We start from the raw sequence: 16,953 nt of genomic DNA on the forward strand, positions 1-16,953 counted from the left end.
GCGTCAGTTCAGCCTGGCGCCAGAGGCTTTGACCGCCGGTGCCCATTCGTTGACCTGGGTGGTGACGAACCGGGTGAATTCGGCGGCGCTCATCGCTTCGGACTCGACGCCCATGTCGCTCAGGCGGCGTGCCACGTCCGGCCTGGCGACCACCTCCGCCACGGCCTTGTTCACCTTGTCCACCACCTCCGCCGGCGTGCCTGCCGGAGCGGAAATGCCGAGGAAGTTGTCGGCCACCAGGCGCGGGTACCCGACCTCGACGACGCTCGGCACCGATGGCGCCATGGGTGCGCGGGCACGCGAGGTGACGGCGATGCCGGCCAGCTTGCCTTCCTTCATGTAGGGCACGTTCTGCGTCAGCGTGTCCACCGCGAACTGCAGCGTGCCGCCCAGCAGGTCGTTGTGCATGGGAGAGGATCCTTTGTACGGCACGTGCTCCATCCTGAGCTTGTACTGCTGCTTGAACATTTCTCCGACGATGTGGCCGATGGAGCCCACGCCGCCGGAGCCGTAGTTCACCGGCGTGGCTTGCGCGTTGATCCATTTCACGAGGTCGGGCATGGTCCTCGCGGGGACCGAAGGATGGACCACGAAGACATTGGGCACCGAGCCGATGTAGGCGATGTGCGAGAAGCTCTTCACCGGGTCGTACGGCGCCTTCTCCATCATGAAGGGAGAAATGCTCATCGGCGCGGTGTTGGACAGCAGCAGGGTGTAGCCGTCGGGCGCGGCGCGGGCCACTTCGTTCGCGCCGATGGTGCTGCCCGCCCCGGGCTTGTTGTCCACGATCACCGTCTGGCCTAGTTTCTCCTGCAGGGCGGGCTGCAAGAGGCGCGCGACGATGTCCGACGACCCACCGGGTGAGAAGGTCACGACGATGCGGATGGGTTTCTGCGGCCATGCCTGTGCATGGGCCAGAGGTGCTGCCAGCATCGACAGGGAGCTGGCGGCCAGAAGTAGGCAACGGGTGGGTTTCATGGGACGGTTCCTGCGAGGGTGGGGGACGGGGTGGAGGGTTCGGGTGAGACGGCTTGCAACAGGCGGCCGCGCATGACCTCACAGACCTGCTGCAGGGCCTGGCGGCGTTCGGTCTGCTCATCGTTCGCCAGCCGCGCCTCCGCGGCCTGCAGCACGGAGGCCAGGGAGTCGTGCAGGCGCAGCGCGGCGATGAAGGGAAAGCCAAAGCGCTCCCGATAACGGCGGTTCAACGTCTCGATGCGGAGCACCGTGGCCGCGTCCAGCCTGAGCAGGCCCAGGCGACCCTGCTCGCTCTGCGAATCGGGCGTCATGGTGCCGGCCCGGGCTTCCTGCCCGGCCAGTTCCGGATGGCTGCGCAGCAAAGCCAGTTGGTGCGTGTCTTCGGCGCCATGAATCACGCCCGACATGGCGTCGTACAGCGCTTGCCAATGCGGGAAGGGACGTTCATGCCATGCCCGTCGTGCCACCCAGGGCGAGTGCTCGACGACCGGCCCCAGCAGCGCACAGAAGGCGGTTTCATCGAGGGCCGCCAGGGTGGTCCAGTCCAGCGGTGCGGGTCGTGGTGTGTCCATGGCGCGCAGTTTGCGTTTCGCTTGCATTGCTGTCCATCGCATAATTGGCGACATTGCATTCCATTTTTAAGAACGCATGAGCTCGCTCAATCAACTCCTCCACCCCAAAGCCCTGCGCTATGTGGCGGCGGTTGCCCAGTTGGGTTCGGTGCAGGCGGCGGCCCGGGAGGTGTCGATTTCGGCCTCCGCCATTGACCGCCACATCCTCTTGCTGGAGGAGGACCTCGGGTTGCCGCTCTTCGAGCGCCAGCCGCGTGGCATGCGGCTCACGGCGGCGGGCGAGCTGTTGCTGGCCCTGTCGCAGCGCTGGAAGGCCGATCTCAACCGCACGCTCTCCGACATCCAGCAACTGCAGGGTGTGAGCCAGGGCCAGCTGCGACTGGCCGCGATGGACAGCCACACCAACGGGTTCCTGCCTGAGTTCGTGCTGGCCGTGGCGAAGGAACATCCAGGCATCGTGCTGGAGGTGGACATCGTCAGCACGGACGATGCGGTGCAGCGCCTGCGCGCGGGGGAAGTCGACCTCGCGGTGGCCTTCAACCTGCGGCCCAGCCGGGAGCTGCACATCGTGGCGAGCGCCGAGTTGCCTCTGGGCTGTGTGGTGGCGCGCTCGCATCCGCTGGCTGCGCAGACCCACGTGACGTTCAAGGATGTCGCCGCCTGGCCATTGGCCGCGCAGAGCCGGGTGCTCGCCATCCGGCGCTATCTGGAAAAGCGCCACAACTGGCTGCTGGAAGATGCCCGCCCGCCCTTGGTGACGAACTCGCTCCAGCTGGTCAAAAGCCTGGTGCGCAGCGGCAGCCACGTCGCCCTCACGTCCGAACTGGATGCCGGCCCGGAGATCCTGGCGGGAACCCTGTGCTTCGTGCCGCTCAAGGACAAGAGCGCACAGCCTCAGACCGTGGGGGTGGCGATCAGTGCGGGCCGTCCACTGCCGCACATCGCGCGCATGGTGGCCGAACGCCTGGGGGCCCACGTCGACGACTATCTGGCCCGTGTGCGCGAGGTGGGCACCGATACAAACCGAAAAAAACCGAAACTGCGGTGAGACCACGGGCCGGGCCCCCGCAGGCACCATGACGGTCATGTTCAACAGTCCCTTTGAAAGGACACCGTCATGAAACCCTGGATCCAACGTTCGCTCATGGCCTTCACCGGCGTGGCCATCGCCGTCGGCAGCCTGGCGGCCTGCGGTCACCGCGAGCGCGCGCCCATGAGCCCCGAGAAGATCGCCGAGGTGCGGGGCAAGGTGGTCGACCGCATCACCAGCAAGCTCGACCTGAACGCCGAGCAGCAGCAGAAACTCAACGTGCTGGCCGACAAGGTGCAGGCCCAGCGCACGGCCCTGATCGGGCAGACCACCGACCCGCGTGGTGAGATGAGTGCCCTGGTGGCCGGCGAGAAGTTCGATCGCGCCCGCGCCCTGAACCTGCTGGACGAGAAGACCCGCGTGGTGCAGGTGAGCAGCCCCGAGGTGATCAACGCCCTGGCCGATTTCTACGACAGCCTGAACCCGACGCAGCAGGCCGAGGTGCGCGAGCGCATGCAGAAGCGCAAGGGCTGGTTCTCGCGCGGCTGAAGCGGGTGAACACCATGTCACCCGTGCTGCAACCGATCGCCCAGCGCCTGCGCGACCACGGACCGGCGCTGCTGGCCGGTGTGGACGACCCGCACGACGAGCTGCTGGCCCTGGTGTGGGGCCCGCGCTTCGACCGCGAACACGCGCTGGGCCTGTGGGCCACGCTGTCGCGCCGTCAGCCGAACGAGGCGGTGCCGGCGCTGCCGGCCATCCTCTCGGCGGCCGACCGTTTCGACGACCTGGCCCACGGGGAACAGCAGCGGCTGCGCCGTCTGATCATTCGCCACCGCGCGCTTCGCGCAATGTGACAATGCCGCATGCACCGCGTTCTGCTCATTGACGACGACGAACAGCTCGGCCCGCCGCTGACCACGTATTTCCAGCGCTTCGAGCTGGCGCTCACGCACGCGCTGCGGCCCAGCGAGGGTCTGGCGCGGCTGCGTGCCGAAGCGTTCGATGCGGCGATCCTCGATGTGATGCTGCCGGAGATGGATGGCTTCGAGCTGTGCCGCACCATCCGCAAGGAGAGCGACATTCCCATCGTCATGCTCACGGCGCGTGGCGACGTCATGGACCGTGTGGTCGGTCTCGAGCTGGGCGCCGATGCCTATCTGCCCAAGCCGTTCGAACCGCGCGAACTCGTCGCGCACATCCAGACGGTGCTGCGTCGCCGCAACGGCGGCAACGGACCGGCCAGCGCCGCGCCAGTGGCGGAGCCTGGCACGCTGATGTTCGATGGCCTCACCATCGATCCCACGCGCCGCAGCGTGCTGCGCGGGGGCGAGACCGTGGATCTCACCAGCACCGAATTCGACCTGCTGCACCTGCTCGCCCGCGATGCGGGGCGCGTGTTCAGCCGCGACGACATCCTCAACCAGCTGCGCGGGCACGAGGCCGACCTGTACACCCGCGCGGTCGACATCGTGATCAGCCGGCTGCGCAAGAAGCTCGAACCGCTGGACTGCATCAAGACCCTGCGCAACGCGGGCTACTCGCTGGCGCTGCCCCGGATCGCGCCATGAGCCGTCCGCTGCCCTGGTACCGCAGGGCTGTCCAGAAGCTGCGCTGCTCGCTCAAGCTGCGCCTGGTAATGGTCTTCCTGCTGCTGGCCATGACCATGTCGTTCACCTTCATCAGCGGCGCGAAGAACGCGTTTTCGGTGGGCTGGCGCGAGGCCGCTCGGCCGCTGCTGCTGGACTACGTGACCCGGCTCGCCGCCGAAGTGGCGCCCGATGGCTCTCCCGACATCGAACGCGCACGGGCCCTCGTGCAGCGCCTCCCGGTGACCATCGACATCGCGGGCCCGAAGATCCAGTGGCGCTCGCACCCTGACCAGGAACGCGCGCACTGGCGGCGCGACCGCACGCGCGAGCAGATGGCCGATCCAGACGATGCGGGCTGGGGCGGCGACGCGGAATGGCTGGAACTGCTGGTGCGCAAGACCGCGGATGGTCATCGCATCGAGTTCGGCGTCAACGAGGCCGTGTTCGACCGGCGCCCCAAGCTGGTGGGCTACACGCTGGCGGCCTTGCTCATCCTCACGCTGCTGACCTTTCTGTACGTGCGACGCCTGCTGCGACCGCTCGACGACATCCGGCAAGGGGCGTTGCGCTTCGGCGCCGGGGAGTTCCAGCAGGCCATTCCGGTCCGCCACCCCGAACGGCCCGACGAGCTGGGCGAACTCGCCGCCACCATCAACACGATGGGGCAGGACATCCACCAGATGCTGGAGGCCCAGCGCGCGCTGCTGCTGGCCATCAGCCACGAACTGCGCAGCCCGCTCACCCGGGCCCGCCTCAACACCGAATTGCTGCCCGAGGGCGCCGAGGTCGCGCCGCAGCGCGAGGCCTTGCTGCGCGACCTGGGCGAGATGGCGCGCCTCATCAGCGACCTGCTGGAAAGCGAACGCCTCGCCGGCCGCCACACGGTGCTGCACCGCGAGGCCACCGACCCGGCGGCGCTCGCGCGCGAAGTGATCGACGAGCTTGCCGTGACGCAGTCCGCTGCGCGCGGCATCGCCTTGCACCTGGACAAGGGCGTGCCCGCAACGCTGCCGCTCGATCGCATCCGCGTGCGCCTGCTCCTTCGCAACCTGCTGGACAACGCGTTGCGCCACAGCGCGGGCGCAGCGGTACCTGTCACGCTGTATGTGCGACCGCTGACGGACGGGCCGGGAATCGAGATCGAAGTGCGTGACCATGGCCCCGGTGTACCCGACGATCAGTTGCCGCAGATGGCGCAACCCTTCTTCCGCCCCGACACCGCACGCACCCGCAGTGCCGGTGGGGTGGGGCTGGGCCTGTACCTGTGCCGGCTGGTGGCGCAGGCGCATGGGGGTGCGCTTCAGGTGCGCAACGCGAAACCAGGGCTGTCGGTCGTTGCGGCGCTGCCCGGAGGCACATTGCGATGAAAACGCTGCCCGTCCGCCTCTCTCCTGGTGAGGATCTCCGTGCCGCCCTGGAAGCGGCCGTGCGCGCCGAAGGCTGCAGCGCGGCTTTCGTGATCGCTGGCATCGGCAGTCTGATCGACGCGCGCATCCGATTCGCGGGTGTGGACGCGGTCGAGACGCTCGCGGGCGATACCGAAATCCTGAGCCTGTCGGGCACGGTCGGGGTGGATGGCAGCGGACGTAGCCATTCGCACTTGCACATGTCGCTGTCCACCGCCACCGGCGCCGTGTTCGGCGGCCATGTGGCGCCGGGCTGCCATGTGCGCACCACGGCCGAGGTGCTGCTGGCGCTGTTGCCTGAATGGGGCTTCTCGCGCGAGCGTGACGCAGCCACCGGCTTCCCGGAACTGGTGGTACGGCGCACGGATGGCTGACGCGCCGCGCCCATGAAAAAGGGAGCCTCAGGCTCCCTTTTTCTTTGTGGCCGACAGCGGTTTACAGCGTGTCGATGAAGCTGCGCAGCTTGTCCGAGCGGCTCGGGTGCTTGAGCTTGCGCACCGCCTTGCTTTCGATCTGGCGGATGCGTTCGCGCGTCACGTCGAACTGCTTGCCCACTTCTTCCAGCGTGTGGTCGGTGGACATCTCGATGCCGAAACGCATGCGCAGCACCTTGGCTTCGCGCGGCGTGAGGCTGTCGAGGATTTCCTTGACCACTTCGCGCAGGCCGGCCTGCATCGCGGCCTCGATCGGCGCGGTGTTGGCCTGGTCCTCGATGAAGTCGCCCAGGTGCGAGTCGTCGTCGTCGCCGATGGGGGTTTCCATCGAGATCGGCTCTTTCGCGATCTTCATGATCTTGCGGATCTTGTCCTCGGGCATCTCCATCTTCTCGGCCAGGATGGACGCATCGGGCTCGAAGCCGAACTCCTGCAGATGCTGGCGGCTGATGCGGTTCATCTTGTTGATGGTCTCGATCATGTGCACCGGGATGCGGATCGTGCGCGCCTGATCGGCGATCGAGCGCGTGATGGCCTGGCGGATCCACCAGGTGGCGTACGTGGAGAACTTGTAGCCACGGCGGTATTCGAACTTGTCCACCGCCTTCATCAGACCGATGTTGCCTTCCTGGATCAGGTCCAGGAACTGCAGGCCGCGGTTGGTGTACTTCTTCGCGATGGAGATCACCAGGCGCAGGTTGGCCTCGATCATTTCCTTCTTCGCGTCGCGCGAGGTGGACTCTCCCTGGTTCATCCGCTTGTGGATGTCCTTGAGGTGGGCCAGCGGCACGACCACGCTGCTCTGGATGTTGATCAGGCCTTGCTGCAGCTCCTGCACCGGCGGGATGTTGCGCTCGAGCACGACACTCCAGGGCTTGCCCGCGGCGGCCTGCTTCTCGACCCACTTGAGGTTCAGCAGGTTGGGCGGGAATTCCTTGATGAAGGTCTCCTGCGGCATGCCGCACTTGTCCACGATGATGCGGCGCAGTTCGCGTTCCTTCTTCCGCACGTCATCGACCTGGCTGCGCATGGTGCCGCACAGCTTCTCGATCGCCTTGGCGGTGAAGCGGATGGACATCAGCGTTTCGGTGATGGCGTGCTGCGTCTTCAGGTAGGCCGGCGTGCCGTAGCCTTCCTTGTCGTAGGTCTTGTGCAGCTTCTCGAACAGCGTGCGCATGTTGTCGAAGCGGGTGAGGGCCTCGCGCTTGAGTTCTTCGAGCTTGCGGGTCAGCGCCTTGGAGCCGCCCTTGCCATCGTCGTCGTCGGCTTCATCGTAGTCGTCGAAGTCTTCTTCGGCCACATAGTCATCGGCCTCATCGGCGTCGGCAAAGCCGTCCACCACGGTGGAGATGACGATCTTGCCTTCCTGGATCTCGTTGGCCATGACCAGGATCTCGGCGATGGTGGCCGGGCTTTCGCTGATGGCGGCCATCATGTCGTTGAGGCCGCCCTCGATGCGCTTGGCAATCTCGATTTCGCCTTCGCGGGTGAGCAGCTCCACCGTGCCCATTTCGCGCATGTACATGCGCACGGGGTCGGTGGTGCGGCCGAATTCGCTGTCCACCGTGGACAGGGCGGCTTCGGCTTCTTCCTCGGCTTCCTCTTCGGTGGCGGCGGTCGGGCCGGTGTTGTTCAGCAGCAGGGTTTCTGCATCGGGTGTCTGTTCATAGACGGCCACGCCCATGTCGTTGAGCAGCGAGACGACGACCTCCAGCGTTTCGGCTTCGACCAGCTTGTCGGGCAGGTGGTCGTTGATCTCACCGTGCGTGAGGTAGCCGCGCGTCTTGCCCAGTTTGATCAGGGTCTTGAGGCGTTCACGGCGGTTGCGGGCTTCTTCTTCGGACAGGACGGTCTCGTCCAGGCCGAATTCCTTCATCAGCGCGCGTTCCTTCGCCTTGCTGATCTTCATGCGCAGGGGCTTGACCTTCTCGGTCGTCTGCGTGCTGGTATCGACCGCTTCAGCCTCTGGCTCGTCGCCCGCCAGATCGTCCTCGATATCGCTCAGGTCTGCATCGTCCATGTCGGCGTCTGCCTTGCCCTTGGCGTCTGCCTTGGGCTTGCGGCCACGCTTGGCCACGGGCTTGTCGGCCGAATCGGCTTTGGCAGGGCGGCCGGCCTTCTTCTTCACGGGCTCTTCGAGCAATTCGGCTTCGGGCTGGGCCTTGGTCGCGGTTTTCTTGGCGGGAGCGGCCTTGGCGGCGGCTTTGACGGGGGTCTTCTGGGTCACGGCAGGTGCTTTCTTCGGCGGCGATGCCGGAGCGGCTGCGCGCGGGCTGGCCTTCTTGGCGGTTTTGGTGCTGGGCGCGACGGACGTACTGGATTTCTTCGCGGGCATGAGGACCTCAAAAAAATGACGAACAGGAACCGGCAGAACACACAAAAACCGCCAGGAAGGCCGCACGACGCGAACCACTCCGGTGATTTTGTTGGGCACAACGCCCGCCTTTCGCCGGAAAGGGCGGGCCTGCAAGCTGTGGGGCGAACATTTGGTGTGCAGTCCTTGCGGGGTTCCGTCGGGCCTGGGTGGGCGCCGAGGTGGCCAGGAAGATGTTCCATCTAGCCCCGTCTGGGGGCCGGGCCGGTGCCGGAGGTGCTGCTGTCGCGCTTGCGGTGCAAAACCTTGGATTATACCGTTGACGGCGTTTTTGCGTCAGGTTGTCGTGCTGGTGTTGAGTGCCTGCAACTGGGCGTTGACGCGCTTGTATTCCTCCAGGGCGCTGGGATCGCCGCCAGCCACCCGCGCGGCAAGATGGCGCGCCATCTCCTCCAGGTGGTCGCGGCGCAGGCGGTTCATCACGTCCGCCAGCTCCGACAACTCGGCGGCCGGGTCGGCGCCCATGGTCGCCAGCTCCACCTGGGCACAGGCAAATGCTTCGTGTTCGTGCCCGCGCAGCGCCTCGCGCAGGGCAGCCCAGGGTTGATGGCCATGTTCGTGCAGCTGGACTTCGAGCCAGTTGAACATCGGTCCGTGCGGGGCGGGCAGGTGCGCCAGCAGGCCATGGTCGTCGGCCGAAAGCGTGTCCCAGGCGTGGGGGTTGGCCAGCAGCAACCCCGCCGCGCGGTCGGCACGGCTGCCCCCGGCGCGGCGCGTGCCGAGCATGCGCGGCGGCGGAGGCGGGTCCTTGCGCCACTTGCCGAAGCTTTTGCCGCCACCCTGGCGGCTGCCCCTGTCGCCACTTTGGCGGGCGTGGCCGCCAGGCTCATAGCCACCGCCTGCCGGCTGGTGGTGGGATCCATGGGCGCCCCCGTCATAGGCGGTGTCCTGCGGCATGGGGGCCGGAGCACGGGGTGATCGCTGGCCGCCTCCGGCCTGCTGCCAGAGCTGGAGCAGGTCCGGGCTGCCAATGCCGATGCCGTTGGCCAGTTCGCCGATCAGCTGGCGCTTGAGCGCGCCGTCGGGCAGGGCGCTCCAGAGCGGCCGCGCCTGGCTGGCCATGCGTGCCCGGCCTTCTGCCGTGGTGAGGTCGCAGTCGGCGCTGGCGGCCTCGAACAGAAAGCGCGACAGCGGGATGGCCTCCTTTACGCACTGGGCGAAGGCCGCTTCGCCGTTGGCACGGATGAAGCTGTCGGGGTCGTGCTCGGCGGGCAGGAAGAGAAACTTGACGCTGCGGGTGTCCGTCGCCAGGGGCAGGGCAGCGTCGAGCGCCTTGCGCGCCGCGCGCCGCCCGGCGCCGTCGCCATCGAAGCTGAATACCACCGAGTCGGTGAAGCGAAAGAGCTTCTGCACGTGATCGGGGGTGCAGGCGGTGCCTAGCGTCGCCACGGCGTTGGCAAAACCGAGCTGGGCGAGCGCGACCACATCCATGTAGCCCTCGGTCACCAGCGCGTAGCCGGCCACACGGATGGCGGTGCGCGCCTCGAACAGGCCGTAGAGCTCGCGCCCCTTGCTGAAGACGGGCGTCTCGGGCGAATTGAGGTACTTGGGTTCGCCTTTGTCGAGCACGCGGCCGCCGAAGCCGATGCACTCGCCCTTGACGTTGCGGATCGGGAACATGATCCGGTCGCGGAAGCGGTCGTAGCGCCTGGCCTGGCCGTCGGCGCCTTTCTCGTCCTCGTGCTCGATCACCATGCCCGACTCCACCAGCAGCGGCGCCTGGTAGTCGGGGAATACGCTCGCCAGGGCCCGCCAGCCCTCGGGGGCGAAGCCCAGCCCGAAGGTCTTGGCGATCTGGCCGGACAGGCCTCGGCCTTTCAGATAGTCGATCGCGCGCGGCGCGTTTTTCAGGTGCTTGGCATAGGCCATTGCGGCCTTTTCCAGCACATCGGTCAGCGTGGCCTGTTTCTGCCGCTGCTGTGCGGCGCGCTCGCGGTCCTGCGGCGAGGCTTCGTCTTCCGGAATCTGCATGCCGGCCTGCTGGGCAAGGTCTTTCACGGCCTCGATGAAGCTCATGCCGGCGTGCTCCATGAGGAAGCCGATGGCGTTGCCGTTCGCCCCGCAACCGAAGCAGTGGTAGAACTGCTTGCTCGGGCTGACGCTGAAGGACGGCGATTTCTCGCCGTGGAACGGGCACAGACCCATCAGGTTCGCGCCGCCCTTCTTGAGCTGCACATAGCGTCCCACCACGTCGACCACGTCCACGCGGTTGAGCAGTTCCTGGATGAAGGTCTGGGGGATGGCCATGGCGAAGGGCGTTAGCTTACCCGCGCGGCCACCATTCAGGGCGGGCAGGGGCATGAGCCCCTGACGGTCTTCAATCCCCGGCGACGATGCCCTCGCGGCGCGGGTCGGCGCCTCCCAGCCACACCCGCTGGCCTCGCTGGGTTCCGCGCTGGATCGCCTGAAGGCCGCTGGTCATTTCCGACTCTTCCACCGTGTGGCCGCGATCCCGCAGGGCTTGTACCGTGCGCCCCGGGAACCGGTCCTTCTCGAGCAGCAGCGGCCCGCCCGTGGTGCCGAAGTTGGGCAGGTTGATCGCGTCCTGCGGCGACAGCCCCCATTGCAGCGCGCCGTGCAGCGTCTTGGCGGTGAAGTGGATGATCAGTGCGCCGCCAGGGCTGCCGGCGCTCACGAGCAGTTCACCGCTGGCCTTGTCGAACACCAGGGTGGGGGACATCGAGGAGCGTGGGCGCTTGCCGGGTTCGACGCGGTTGGCGATCGGCCGGCCTTGCGCGTCGCGCGGGGCGAAGCTGAAGTCGGTGAGCTCGTTGTTGAGCAGAAAGCCGCCGGCACGTTGCGGATCGGTGGTGACCATCATGTGCGAGCCGAAGGCCGCTTCGATGGTCGTCGTCATGGCCAGGGCATTGCCGAAACTGTCCACGATGCTGATGTGGCTGGTGCCGTACTCGATCTGCTCCGGCATGGGGGCAAAGCTGACCTGGACGCCGCCGGGCCGGCCGGCCGGGGCCTGTGGCATGCGGGCGGGCGTGATCAGGCGCGCACGTTCGTCCAGATAACGTGCATCGAGCAGGCTGTTCCAGCGACCGCCGGGTGCGGTGACGAAGTCCGGGTCGGCCACGTATTGCGCGCGGTCGGCAAAGGCCAGGCGCGAAGCTTCCGTGTAGCTGTGCAGCCAGTCGGCGGAGGGCAGACCGCCCGACATCGCGCCGCGCACCAGCGGCTCCTGCGCCTGCGGCGTGCGTGCGAGCAGCCCCAGGATCTGGCCGACGGCGATGGCGCCGGAGCTTGGTGGCGGGAAGCCGCAGATGCGCAGGGTGCGCTGGGCGGCCGTGTGGTCGTGGCACAGCGCTTCGCGCTCGCGCGGCTGGTAGCGCTTGAGGTCTTCCAGGCTCAGGCTGCCGGGGCGCACGGGGTGCTGGCGCACCTTGGCGACGATGGCACTGGCCACCGGACCTTCGTGCAATGCGATCGGGCCCTGTACCGCGATGTTGCGCAGCACCATTGCCAGCTCGGGGTTGCGCAGCATGTGGCCAACGGGATGGGGCTGCCCGTCGGGTCGGTAGAAGTAGGCCGCCGCGACCGGGTCGCTCTTGAGCGCTGTTTCGGCCAGCAGCAGCGTGTGCAGGCGCGGGCTGACCGCGAAGCCCTGTTCGGCCAGGGAGATGGCGGGCTCGAAGAGGCGCGCCCAGGGGAGCTTGCCATGCTGCCGATGCGCCTGGGCCAGCATCATCACGACCCCTGGCACGCCGACCGAGCGGCCGCTGGTCACGGCCTCCATGAAAGGCAGGGGTTTGCCCTGCGCATCGAGGAACAGCTGCTCGGTGGCGGCGGCCGGCGCGGTTTCACGGCCGTCGAATGCCTGGATGCGGCGTCCGTCGTGGTGTAACAGGAAGGCGCCGCCGCCGATGCCACTGGACTGCGGCTCCACCAGCGTGAGCACCATCTGCACCGCGATGGCCGCGTCCACCGCGCTGCCTCCGGCGCGCAGGATGCGTGCACCTGCCTCGGTGGCCAGCGGATTGGCTGCGGCGACAGCCTGGCGCTGGAAAGTCCACCCGGGCTTGACGGTGAGGCCCGACGCGCCTTCAGGTTGCTGCACCGGAGACGAGGTGGGCGTGGAGGTGGTGGGTGTGCCACAGGCGCTCAGCAGGGCGAGTGAAACGATCAGGCAGGCAAGGCGTGTCATGGGCATGGCTCCTTGTGGATCGGTGGCGAAATGAGAGCACCGTAACCCAGAAACGGCTGTGGACCGGCAAAGCGGCCCACAGAGGCGTAAGAAGCCGTTTCACCGGCAAGCGCCGGTGGTTACTTCGGCGCCAGGCGGATGGCGCCGTCCAGGCGGATCACCTCGCCATTGAGCATGTCGTTCTCGAAGATGTGCCTGGCCAGTTTCGCGTAGTCCTCCGGCGTGCCCAGGCGGCTCGGAAACGGTACGCCGGCGGCCAGTGCGTCCTGCACGTCCTTGGGCATGCCGAACAACATGGGCGTGCCGAAGATGCCGGGCGCGATGGTCATGTTGCGGATGCCGTTGCGGGCCAGATCGCGTGCAATGGGCAGCGTCATGCCGACCACGCCGCCCTTGGAGGCCGCATAGGCCGCCTGGCCGATCTGGCCGTCGTACGCCGCGACGCTGGCGGTGGAGATCATCACGCCGCGCTCGCCGGTGGCCTCCGGCTCGTTCTTGCACATGGCCTCGGCGGCCAGGCGGATCATGTTGAAACTGCCCACGAGGTTGACCATGATGGTCTTGGTGTAGACACCCAGGTTGTGCGCACCGTTCTTGCCCACGGTCTTCTCGGCGGGCGCAATGCCTGCGCAATTCACCAGACCCATCAGTTTGCCCAGGGACACGGCCTTGGCGACGACGGCCTGGCCATCGGCCTCACTGCTCACGTCGCACTTCACGAACGCGCCACCGATCTCCCTGGCCACGGCCTCACCTTTCTCCGTCTGCATGTCGGCAATCACCACCTTGCCGCCATGGGCCGCCAACATGCGCGCCGTGCCTTCGCCCAGGCCCGATGCGCCGCCCGTGACGATGAAAACCTTGCCTTGAATGTCCATGTGTGCTCCTGAGTTGAAGGGAACTTACGTTGACGTAAACGTCAATTCGACAGGGATTATGCGACATGCCTTTGTCACGGCCTTGTCATGCCATCGCCCTAGGCTGATGGCTTTGTTTTCCTATTGGAGTTCCGATGTTTGACAGCCCCGATGAGCTGATGCGCCGCATCCACGCCGACATCATGGACGGCTACGACGAAGAGCTGGAGATGGAGCTCGAAGACCGGAACATGGACGAGCAGACCGAAACGCTGCTCAACGATGTCGCCCGTGCTGCGGAGAAGGAAGCCCGCCGCACCTACTTCCGCGAGTTGTTCCGCCTGCAGGCGGAGCTCGTGAAACTGCAGGACTGGGTGGTTGCCACCGGCCACAAGGTGGTGATCGTGTTCGAAGGCCGCGATGCGGCGGGCAAGGGAGGCGCGATCAAGCGCATCACCCAGCGCCTGAACCCGCGCGTGTGCCGCGTGGCAGCACTGCCCGCACCCAACGATCGTGAACGCACGCAGTGGTACTTCCAGCGCTACGCCGCGCACCTTCCGGCCGCGGGCGAAATGGTGCTTTTCGACCGCAGCTGGTACAACCGCGCCGGCGTCGAACGCGTCATGGGTTTCTGCACGGACGAGCAATACGAAGAGTTCTTTCGCTCGGTGCCTGAGTTCGAGAAGATGCTGGTGCGCTCCGGCATCCAGCTCATCAAGTACTGGTTCTCGATCTCGGATGAAGAGCAGCATCTGCGCTTTCTGGGCCGCATCCACGACCCGCTCAAGCAGTGGAAGCTCAGCCCGATGGATCTGGAGAGCCGCCGCCGCTGGGAGCTCTACACGCAGGCCAAGGAAACGATGCTCGAACGCACCCACATTCCCGAATCACCCTGGTGGGTGGTGCAGGCCGACGACAAGAAGAAGGCTCGCCTGAACTGCATCCACCACCTGTTGCAGCAGATGCCCTACCGCGAAGTGGAGCGCCCCGCCATCACGTTGCCCGAACGCGTGCGCCATGAAGGCTACCGCCGCCACCAGGTGCCCGGCGAGATCTACGTGCCGAAGGTTTATTGAACACCCCCGCCGCGCTGCGCGCGACCCCCTCAAGGGGGCAATGCCTGCGGACCGGCGAAGCCGGATCCGCGGCATTCTGGACTTGAGGCGGATCAGCTGAAGAAGAAAGCCCTCGGTGAATGCCGAGGGCTTTCTTTTTTAGCGTACGGCGGCGTGCCAGTGCCCCCATCCAGAAACGCCGCGGATCCGGCTTCGCCGGTCCGCAGGCATTGCCCCCTTGAGGGGGTGACGGTCCGAGCATCGGACCGGCGCGGGGGTGGTTTTACTTGTAGCCGACCCGATCCAGCATCTGCTGGACTTTCGTCAGGTTTTTGGCCACGCTGCCCAGCGGCACGGTTTCGGCCTTGAAGTGGTCACCACCCATGGCCTTGATGGCCGGGTTGTCAATCTTGAGGCCCTTGGCGGCCGGGAATTCGTTGTTGCCGTTCGCGAAGTAGTCCTGCGCGTAGGGGCTGGAGAGGAACTCCATGAAAGCGATGGCGTTTTCGCGGTTCTTGGCGTGTTTGGCCACGGCCGCGCCAGCGATGTTGACGTGCGTGCCGCTGGTGCCCTGGTTCGGGAACATCACGCGCACCTTGCTCATCACGGCCTTGTCTTCCGGCTTGTCCGACTTGATCAGACGGGCGATGTAGTAGGTGTTGGTCAGGCCGATGCCGCATTCACCGGAAGCCACGCCCTTGATCTGATCGGTGTCACCACCCTTGGGTGCGCGCGCCATGTTGTCCACCAGACCCTTGAGCCAGGCTTCGCCCTTCTGGTCGCCCAGGCGCTCGACCACGGTGGCGAACAGCGACAGGTTGTAGGGGTGCGAACCAGAACGCGTGCAGACCATGCCTTTGAGCTTGGGATCGGCCAGCTGTTCGTAGGTCGCCACATCCTCTGCCTTAACGCGGGCTGGGTCGTACACCACCACGCGGGCGCGGGTCGAGAAACCGGTCCAGGTCACGCCGTCGGCGGTGGCGGTGGCGCGCAGGTTGGCGGGAATCGTTTCGTCCAGCTTGGCGGACTTGATGGGCTGGAACAGGCCTTGGGCGTCGGCCACGGCCAGACGGGCTGCATCCACCAGCATGATCACGTCGGCGGGCGAGGCGGCACCTTCGGCGCGCAGGCGCGCGATGATGCCGGCGTCGTCCGCGTCCACTCGGTTGATCTTGATGCCGGTGGTCCGGGTGAAGGTGTCGTACATGGCCTCGTCGGTCTGGTAGTGCCGGGCCGAATACAGGTTGAGCACCTTGTCCTGGGCGATAGCCTGGGTCTGGGAACCCAGGGCGATGGCAGCCAGCACCAGTGAGAGTTTGAGCGCGTGTTTCATGAGTTTCTTTCTGAGAGAAGGGCGGTCAGCCGCCGCGCAGATGCCACCGGGGATAATTGCGCGGATGCTAACACGGACGAGAATGGTTCTTAATGACACTTAAGAAATCGGTGGCATGGTTTCCACGGATGGCACCCATTGCCCTGGCACTTCTGCTGGCCGCTTGCGGCAGCACCCCGGTGCGGGTGCCCGAACCCCCGACCCACACGTTGCCGCCCACGGTGACCCCCGAGCCCGCCACGCGGGCGCTTCGTCTGGGCCTGGCGCTGGGCGGTGGTGCCGCCCGGGGTTTCGCCCATGTGGGGGTGATCCAGGTGTTGGAGCAGAACGGCATCCGGCCAGATTTCGTCGTCGGTACTTCGGCGGGAAGCATGGTCGCGGCCATGTACGCTAGCGGCAAAACGGCCGCCGAGCTCGAGGCGACCGCCCTCAGCATGGAGGAGGCGACCCTGACCGACTGGTCGTTGCCCATCCTGGGTCGTGGCGTGCTGAGGGGGGAGGCGCTCACCCGCTATATGCGCCAGGCGGTGGGAGGCAAGTTGATGGAGAGCATGCAGATCCCGCTGGGCGTGCTGGCCACCGATCTGGCCACAGGGCAGGGCGTGTTGTTCCGCAGGGGCGACACAGCCCAGGCGGTTCGCGCCTCCAGTGCCGTGCCTGGCGTGTTCGCGCCCGTGCACATCGCGGGGCGCGATTACGTTGATGGGGGACTCGTGGCGCCAGTGCCGGTGCGCCATGCCCGGGACATGGGGGCCGAGGTCGTGCTGGCGGTGGACATTTCCAGTGCACCCGAGGGCAATTCGGCGGTCGGCAGTGTGCAGGTGCTGTTGCAGACCTTCGCCATCATGGGGCAGAGCATCAACCGCCACGAACTTGCGGGCGCCGATGTGGTGTTGCGCCCGGCCTTGAGCGGGGTCGGCAGTGCCGACTTCACGGCACGGCTGCGCTCGATTGAAGCGGGTCGGGCGGCCATGCAGGCCGCCCTGCCGCAATTGCGCAGCCAGTTGGCCCGGCGTTTGCCCGCCAACCGGCCATAAAAAAAGCCCCCACCTTGCAGTGAGGGCTTAAGGGGTCCGATGAAACCGAATTTCGAAAAGGACCCGAGGAGACAACCAGAAAAACAGACTTGAGATCCAAGCGCTGCCTTTGTAGAGGGCTAGCGCGTCGTGACT

At 66.5% G+C, this 16,953-nt stretch carries 15 protein-coding genes; 8 read left to right on the top strand and 7 right to left on the bottom strand.

Translation table 11 applies throughout. The annotated features are described in order from the left end of the window. Positions 1–3: 3 nt before the first annotated feature. Entirely contained in the window at positions 4–978 is a 975-nt protein-coding gene (locus tag J2X09_RS09065) for a Bug family tripartite tricarboxylate transporter substrate binding protein (RefSeq protein WP_204733202.1), read from the bottom strand. Beyond that, on the bottom strand, positions 975–1,550 hold the full coding sequence (gene uraD / locus J2X09_RS09070) for a 2-oxo-4-hydroxy-4-carboxy-5-ureidoimidazoline decarboxylase (protein WP_310308037.1): 576 nt from the start codon (positions 1,548–1,550) through the stop codon (positions 975–977). Before uraD ends, J2X09_RS09065 begins: the two co-directional genes overlap by 4 nt. A gap of 76 nt (positions 1,551–1,626) precedes the next feature. On the opposite strand from uraD, the gene J2X09_RS09075 reads away from it, so the two are divergent. From J2X09_RS09075 to J2X09_RS09100, 6 genes are all read left to right on the top strand, one after another. Next, entirely contained in the window at positions 1,627–2,598 is a 972-nt protein-coding gene (locus tag J2X09_RS09075) for a LysR family transcriptional regulator (RefSeq protein WP_204733200.1), read from the top strand. Between the two features lie 69 nt (positions 2,599–2,667). Beyond that, positions 2,668–3,129 carry a Spy/CpxP family protein refolding chaperone gene (locus J2X09_RS09080; RefSeq protein ID WP_204733199.1) on the top strand — a complete coding sequence of 154 codons (462 nt, stop codon included), beginning with the start codon at positions 2,668–2,670 and terminating at the stop codon, positions 3,127–3,129. Between the two features lie 14 nt (positions 3,130–3,143). Then, a complete protein-coding gene (locus J2X09_RS09085; protein ID WP_204733198.1) occupies positions 3,144–3,437 on the top strand; it encodes a hypothetical protein in 294 nt (97 codons plus the stop codon). Positions 3,438–3,446: 9 nt separating this feature from the next. Continuing rightward, a complete protein-coding gene (locus tag J2X09_RS09090) occupies positions 3,447–4,151 on the top strand; it encodes a response regulator transcription factor (RefSeq protein WP_204733197.1) in 705 nt (234 codons plus the stop codon). Further along, a complete protein-coding gene (locus tag J2X09_RS09095; protein ID WP_204733196.1) occupies positions 4,148–5,539 on the top strand; it encodes a sensor histidine kinase in 1,392 nt (463 codons plus the stop codon). The genes J2X09_RS09090 and J2X09_RS09095 overlap by 4 nt, the downstream gene beginning before the upstream one ends. Continuing rightward, on the top strand, positions 5,536–5,952 hold the full coding sequence (locus tag J2X09_RS09100) for a PPC domain-containing DNA-binding protein (RefSeq protein ID WP_204733195.1): 417 nt from the start codon (positions 5,536–5,538) through the stop codon (positions 5,950–5,952). Before J2X09_RS09095 ends, J2X09_RS09100 begins: the two co-directional genes overlap by 4 nt. Before the next feature lie 61 nt (positions 5,953–6,013). Here the strand turns inward: J2X09_RS09100 and rpoD are convergent, their stop codons facing one another. The 4 genes from rpoD to J2X09_RS09120 all read right to left on the bottom strand — a co-directional run bounded on the left by rpoD (position 6,014) and on the right by J2X09_RS09120 (position 13,414). Further along, a complete protein-coding gene (rpoD, locus tag J2X09_RS09105; protein ID WP_204733194.1) occupies positions 6,014–8,347 on the bottom strand; it encodes an RNA polymerase sigma factor RpoD in 2,334 nt (777 codons plus the stop codon). 315 nt (positions 8,348–8,662) lie between these two features. Continuing rightward, a complete protein-coding gene (gene dnaG / locus J2X09_RS09110) occupies positions 8,663–10,633 on the bottom strand; it encodes a DNA primase (RefSeq protein ID WP_204733311.1) in 1,971 nt (656 codons plus the stop codon). Between the two features lie 70 nt (positions 10,634–10,703). Then, positions 10,704–12,536, bottom strand: a complete 1,833-nt coding sequence (locus J2X09_RS09115) for a gamma-glutamyltransferase family protein (protein ID WP_204733193.1) — start codon at positions 12,534–12,536, stop codon at positions 10,704–10,706. A 119-nt stretch (positions 12,537–12,655) separates the two neighbouring features. Next, complete coding sequence (locus J2X09_RS09120; RefSeq protein WP_204733192.1) at positions 12,656–13,414, bottom strand: 3-hydroxyacyl-CoA dehydrogenase; 759 nt, start codon at positions 13,412–13,414, stop codon at positions 12,656–12,658. 134 nt (positions 13,415–13,548) lie between these two features. Here J2X09_RS09120 and ppk2 point away from each other — a divergent pair, with 134 nt between their 5' ends. Further along, the gene (ppk2, locus tag J2X09_RS09125) at positions 13,549–14,469 is read left to right on the top strand and encodes a polyphosphate kinase 2 (RefSeq protein ID WP_204733191.1); all 921 of its coding nucleotides are present in this window, start codon (positions 13,549–13,551) and stop codon (positions 14,467–14,469) included. A gap of 262 nt (positions 14,470–14,731) precedes the next feature. Here ppk2 and J2X09_RS09130 read toward each other — a convergent pair whose 3' ends face one another. Further along, complete coding sequence (locus J2X09_RS09130; RefSeq protein WP_204733190.1) at positions 14,732–15,781, bottom strand: extracellular solute-binding protein; 1,050 nt, start codon at positions 15,779–15,781, stop codon at positions 14,732–14,734. Between the two features lie 92 nt (positions 15,782–15,873). Here J2X09_RS09130 and J2X09_RS09135 point away from each other — a divergent pair, with 92 nt between their 5' ends. Beyond that, positions 15,874–16,818 (top strand): patatin-like phospholipase family protein, encoded by a 945-nt coding sequence (locus tag J2X09_RS09135; protein ID WP_310308043.1) that lies wholly within the window; start codon positions 15,874–15,876, stop codon positions 16,816–16,818. Positions 16,819–16,953: the final 135 nt, after the last annotated feature.

This window comes from Hydrogenophaga laconesensis, assembly GCF_031457235.1.
Classification (GTDB): Bacteria; Pseudomonadota; Gammaproteobacteria; order Burkholderiales; family Burkholderiaceae_C; genus Hydrogenophaga; species Hydrogenophaga laconesensis.

Bases quoted from the DNA above. Each gene is read 5' to 3' on its own strand.
- J2X09_RS09075 (WP_204733200.1), top strand. From the start codon at position 1,627: ATGAGCTCGCTCAATCAACTCCTCCACCCCAAAGCCCTGCGCTATGTG.
- J2X09_RS09130 (WP_204733190.1), bottom strand. From the start codon at position 15,781: ATGAAACACGCGCTCAAACTCTCACTGGTGCTGGCTGCCATCGCCCTG.
- J2X09_RS09100 (WP_204733195.1), top strand. From the start codon at position 5,536: ATGAAAACGCTGCCCGTCCGCCTCTCTCCTGGTGAGGATCTCCGTGCC.
- J2X09_RS09095 (WP_204733196.1), top strand. From the start codon at position 4,148: ATGAGCCGTCCGCTGCCCTGGTACCGCAGGGCTGTCCAGAAGCTGCGC.
- ppk2 (WP_204733191.1), top strand. From the start codon at position 13,549: ATGTTTGACAGCCCCGATGAGCTGATGCGCCGCATCCACGCCGACATC.
- J2X09_RS09120 (WP_204733192.1), bottom strand. From the start codon at position 13,414: ATGGACATTCAAGGCAAGGTTTTCATCGTCACGGGCGGCGCATCGGGC.
- dnaG (WP_204733311.1), bottom strand. From the start codon at position 10,633: ATGGCCATCCCCCAGACCTTCATCCAGGAACTGCTCAACCGCGTGGAC.
- J2X09_RS09090 (WP_204733197.1), top strand. From the start codon at position 3,447: ATGCACCGCGTTCTGCTCATTGACGACGACGAACAGCTCGGCCCGCCG.
- J2X09_RS09080 (WP_204733199.1), top strand. From the start codon at position 2,668: ATGAAACCCTGGATCCAACGTTCGCTCATGGCCTTCACCGGCGTGGCC.
- J2X09_RS09115 (WP_204733193.1), bottom strand. From the start codon at position 12,536: ATGACACGCCTTGCCTGCCTGATCGTTTCACTCGCCCTGCTGAGCGCC.
- uraD (WP_310308037.1), bottom strand. From the start codon at position 1,550: ATGGACACACCACGACCCGCACCGCTGGACTGGACCACCCTGGCGGCC.
- rpoD (WP_204733194.1), bottom strand. From the start codon at position 8,347: ATGCCCGCGAAGAAATCCAGTACGTCCGTCGCGCCCAGCACCAAAACC.
- J2X09_RS09135 (WP_310308043.1), top strand. From the start codon at position 15,874: ATGACACTTAAGAAATCGGTGGCATGGTTTCCACGGATGGCACCCATT.
- J2X09_RS09085 (WP_204733198.1), top strand. From the start codon at position 3,144: ATGTCACCCGTGCTGCAACCGATCGCCCAGCGCCTGCGCGACCACGGA.
- J2X09_RS09065 (WP_204733202.1), bottom strand. From the start codon at position 978: ATGAAACCCACCCGTTGCCTACTTCTGGCCGCCAGCTCCCTGTCGATG.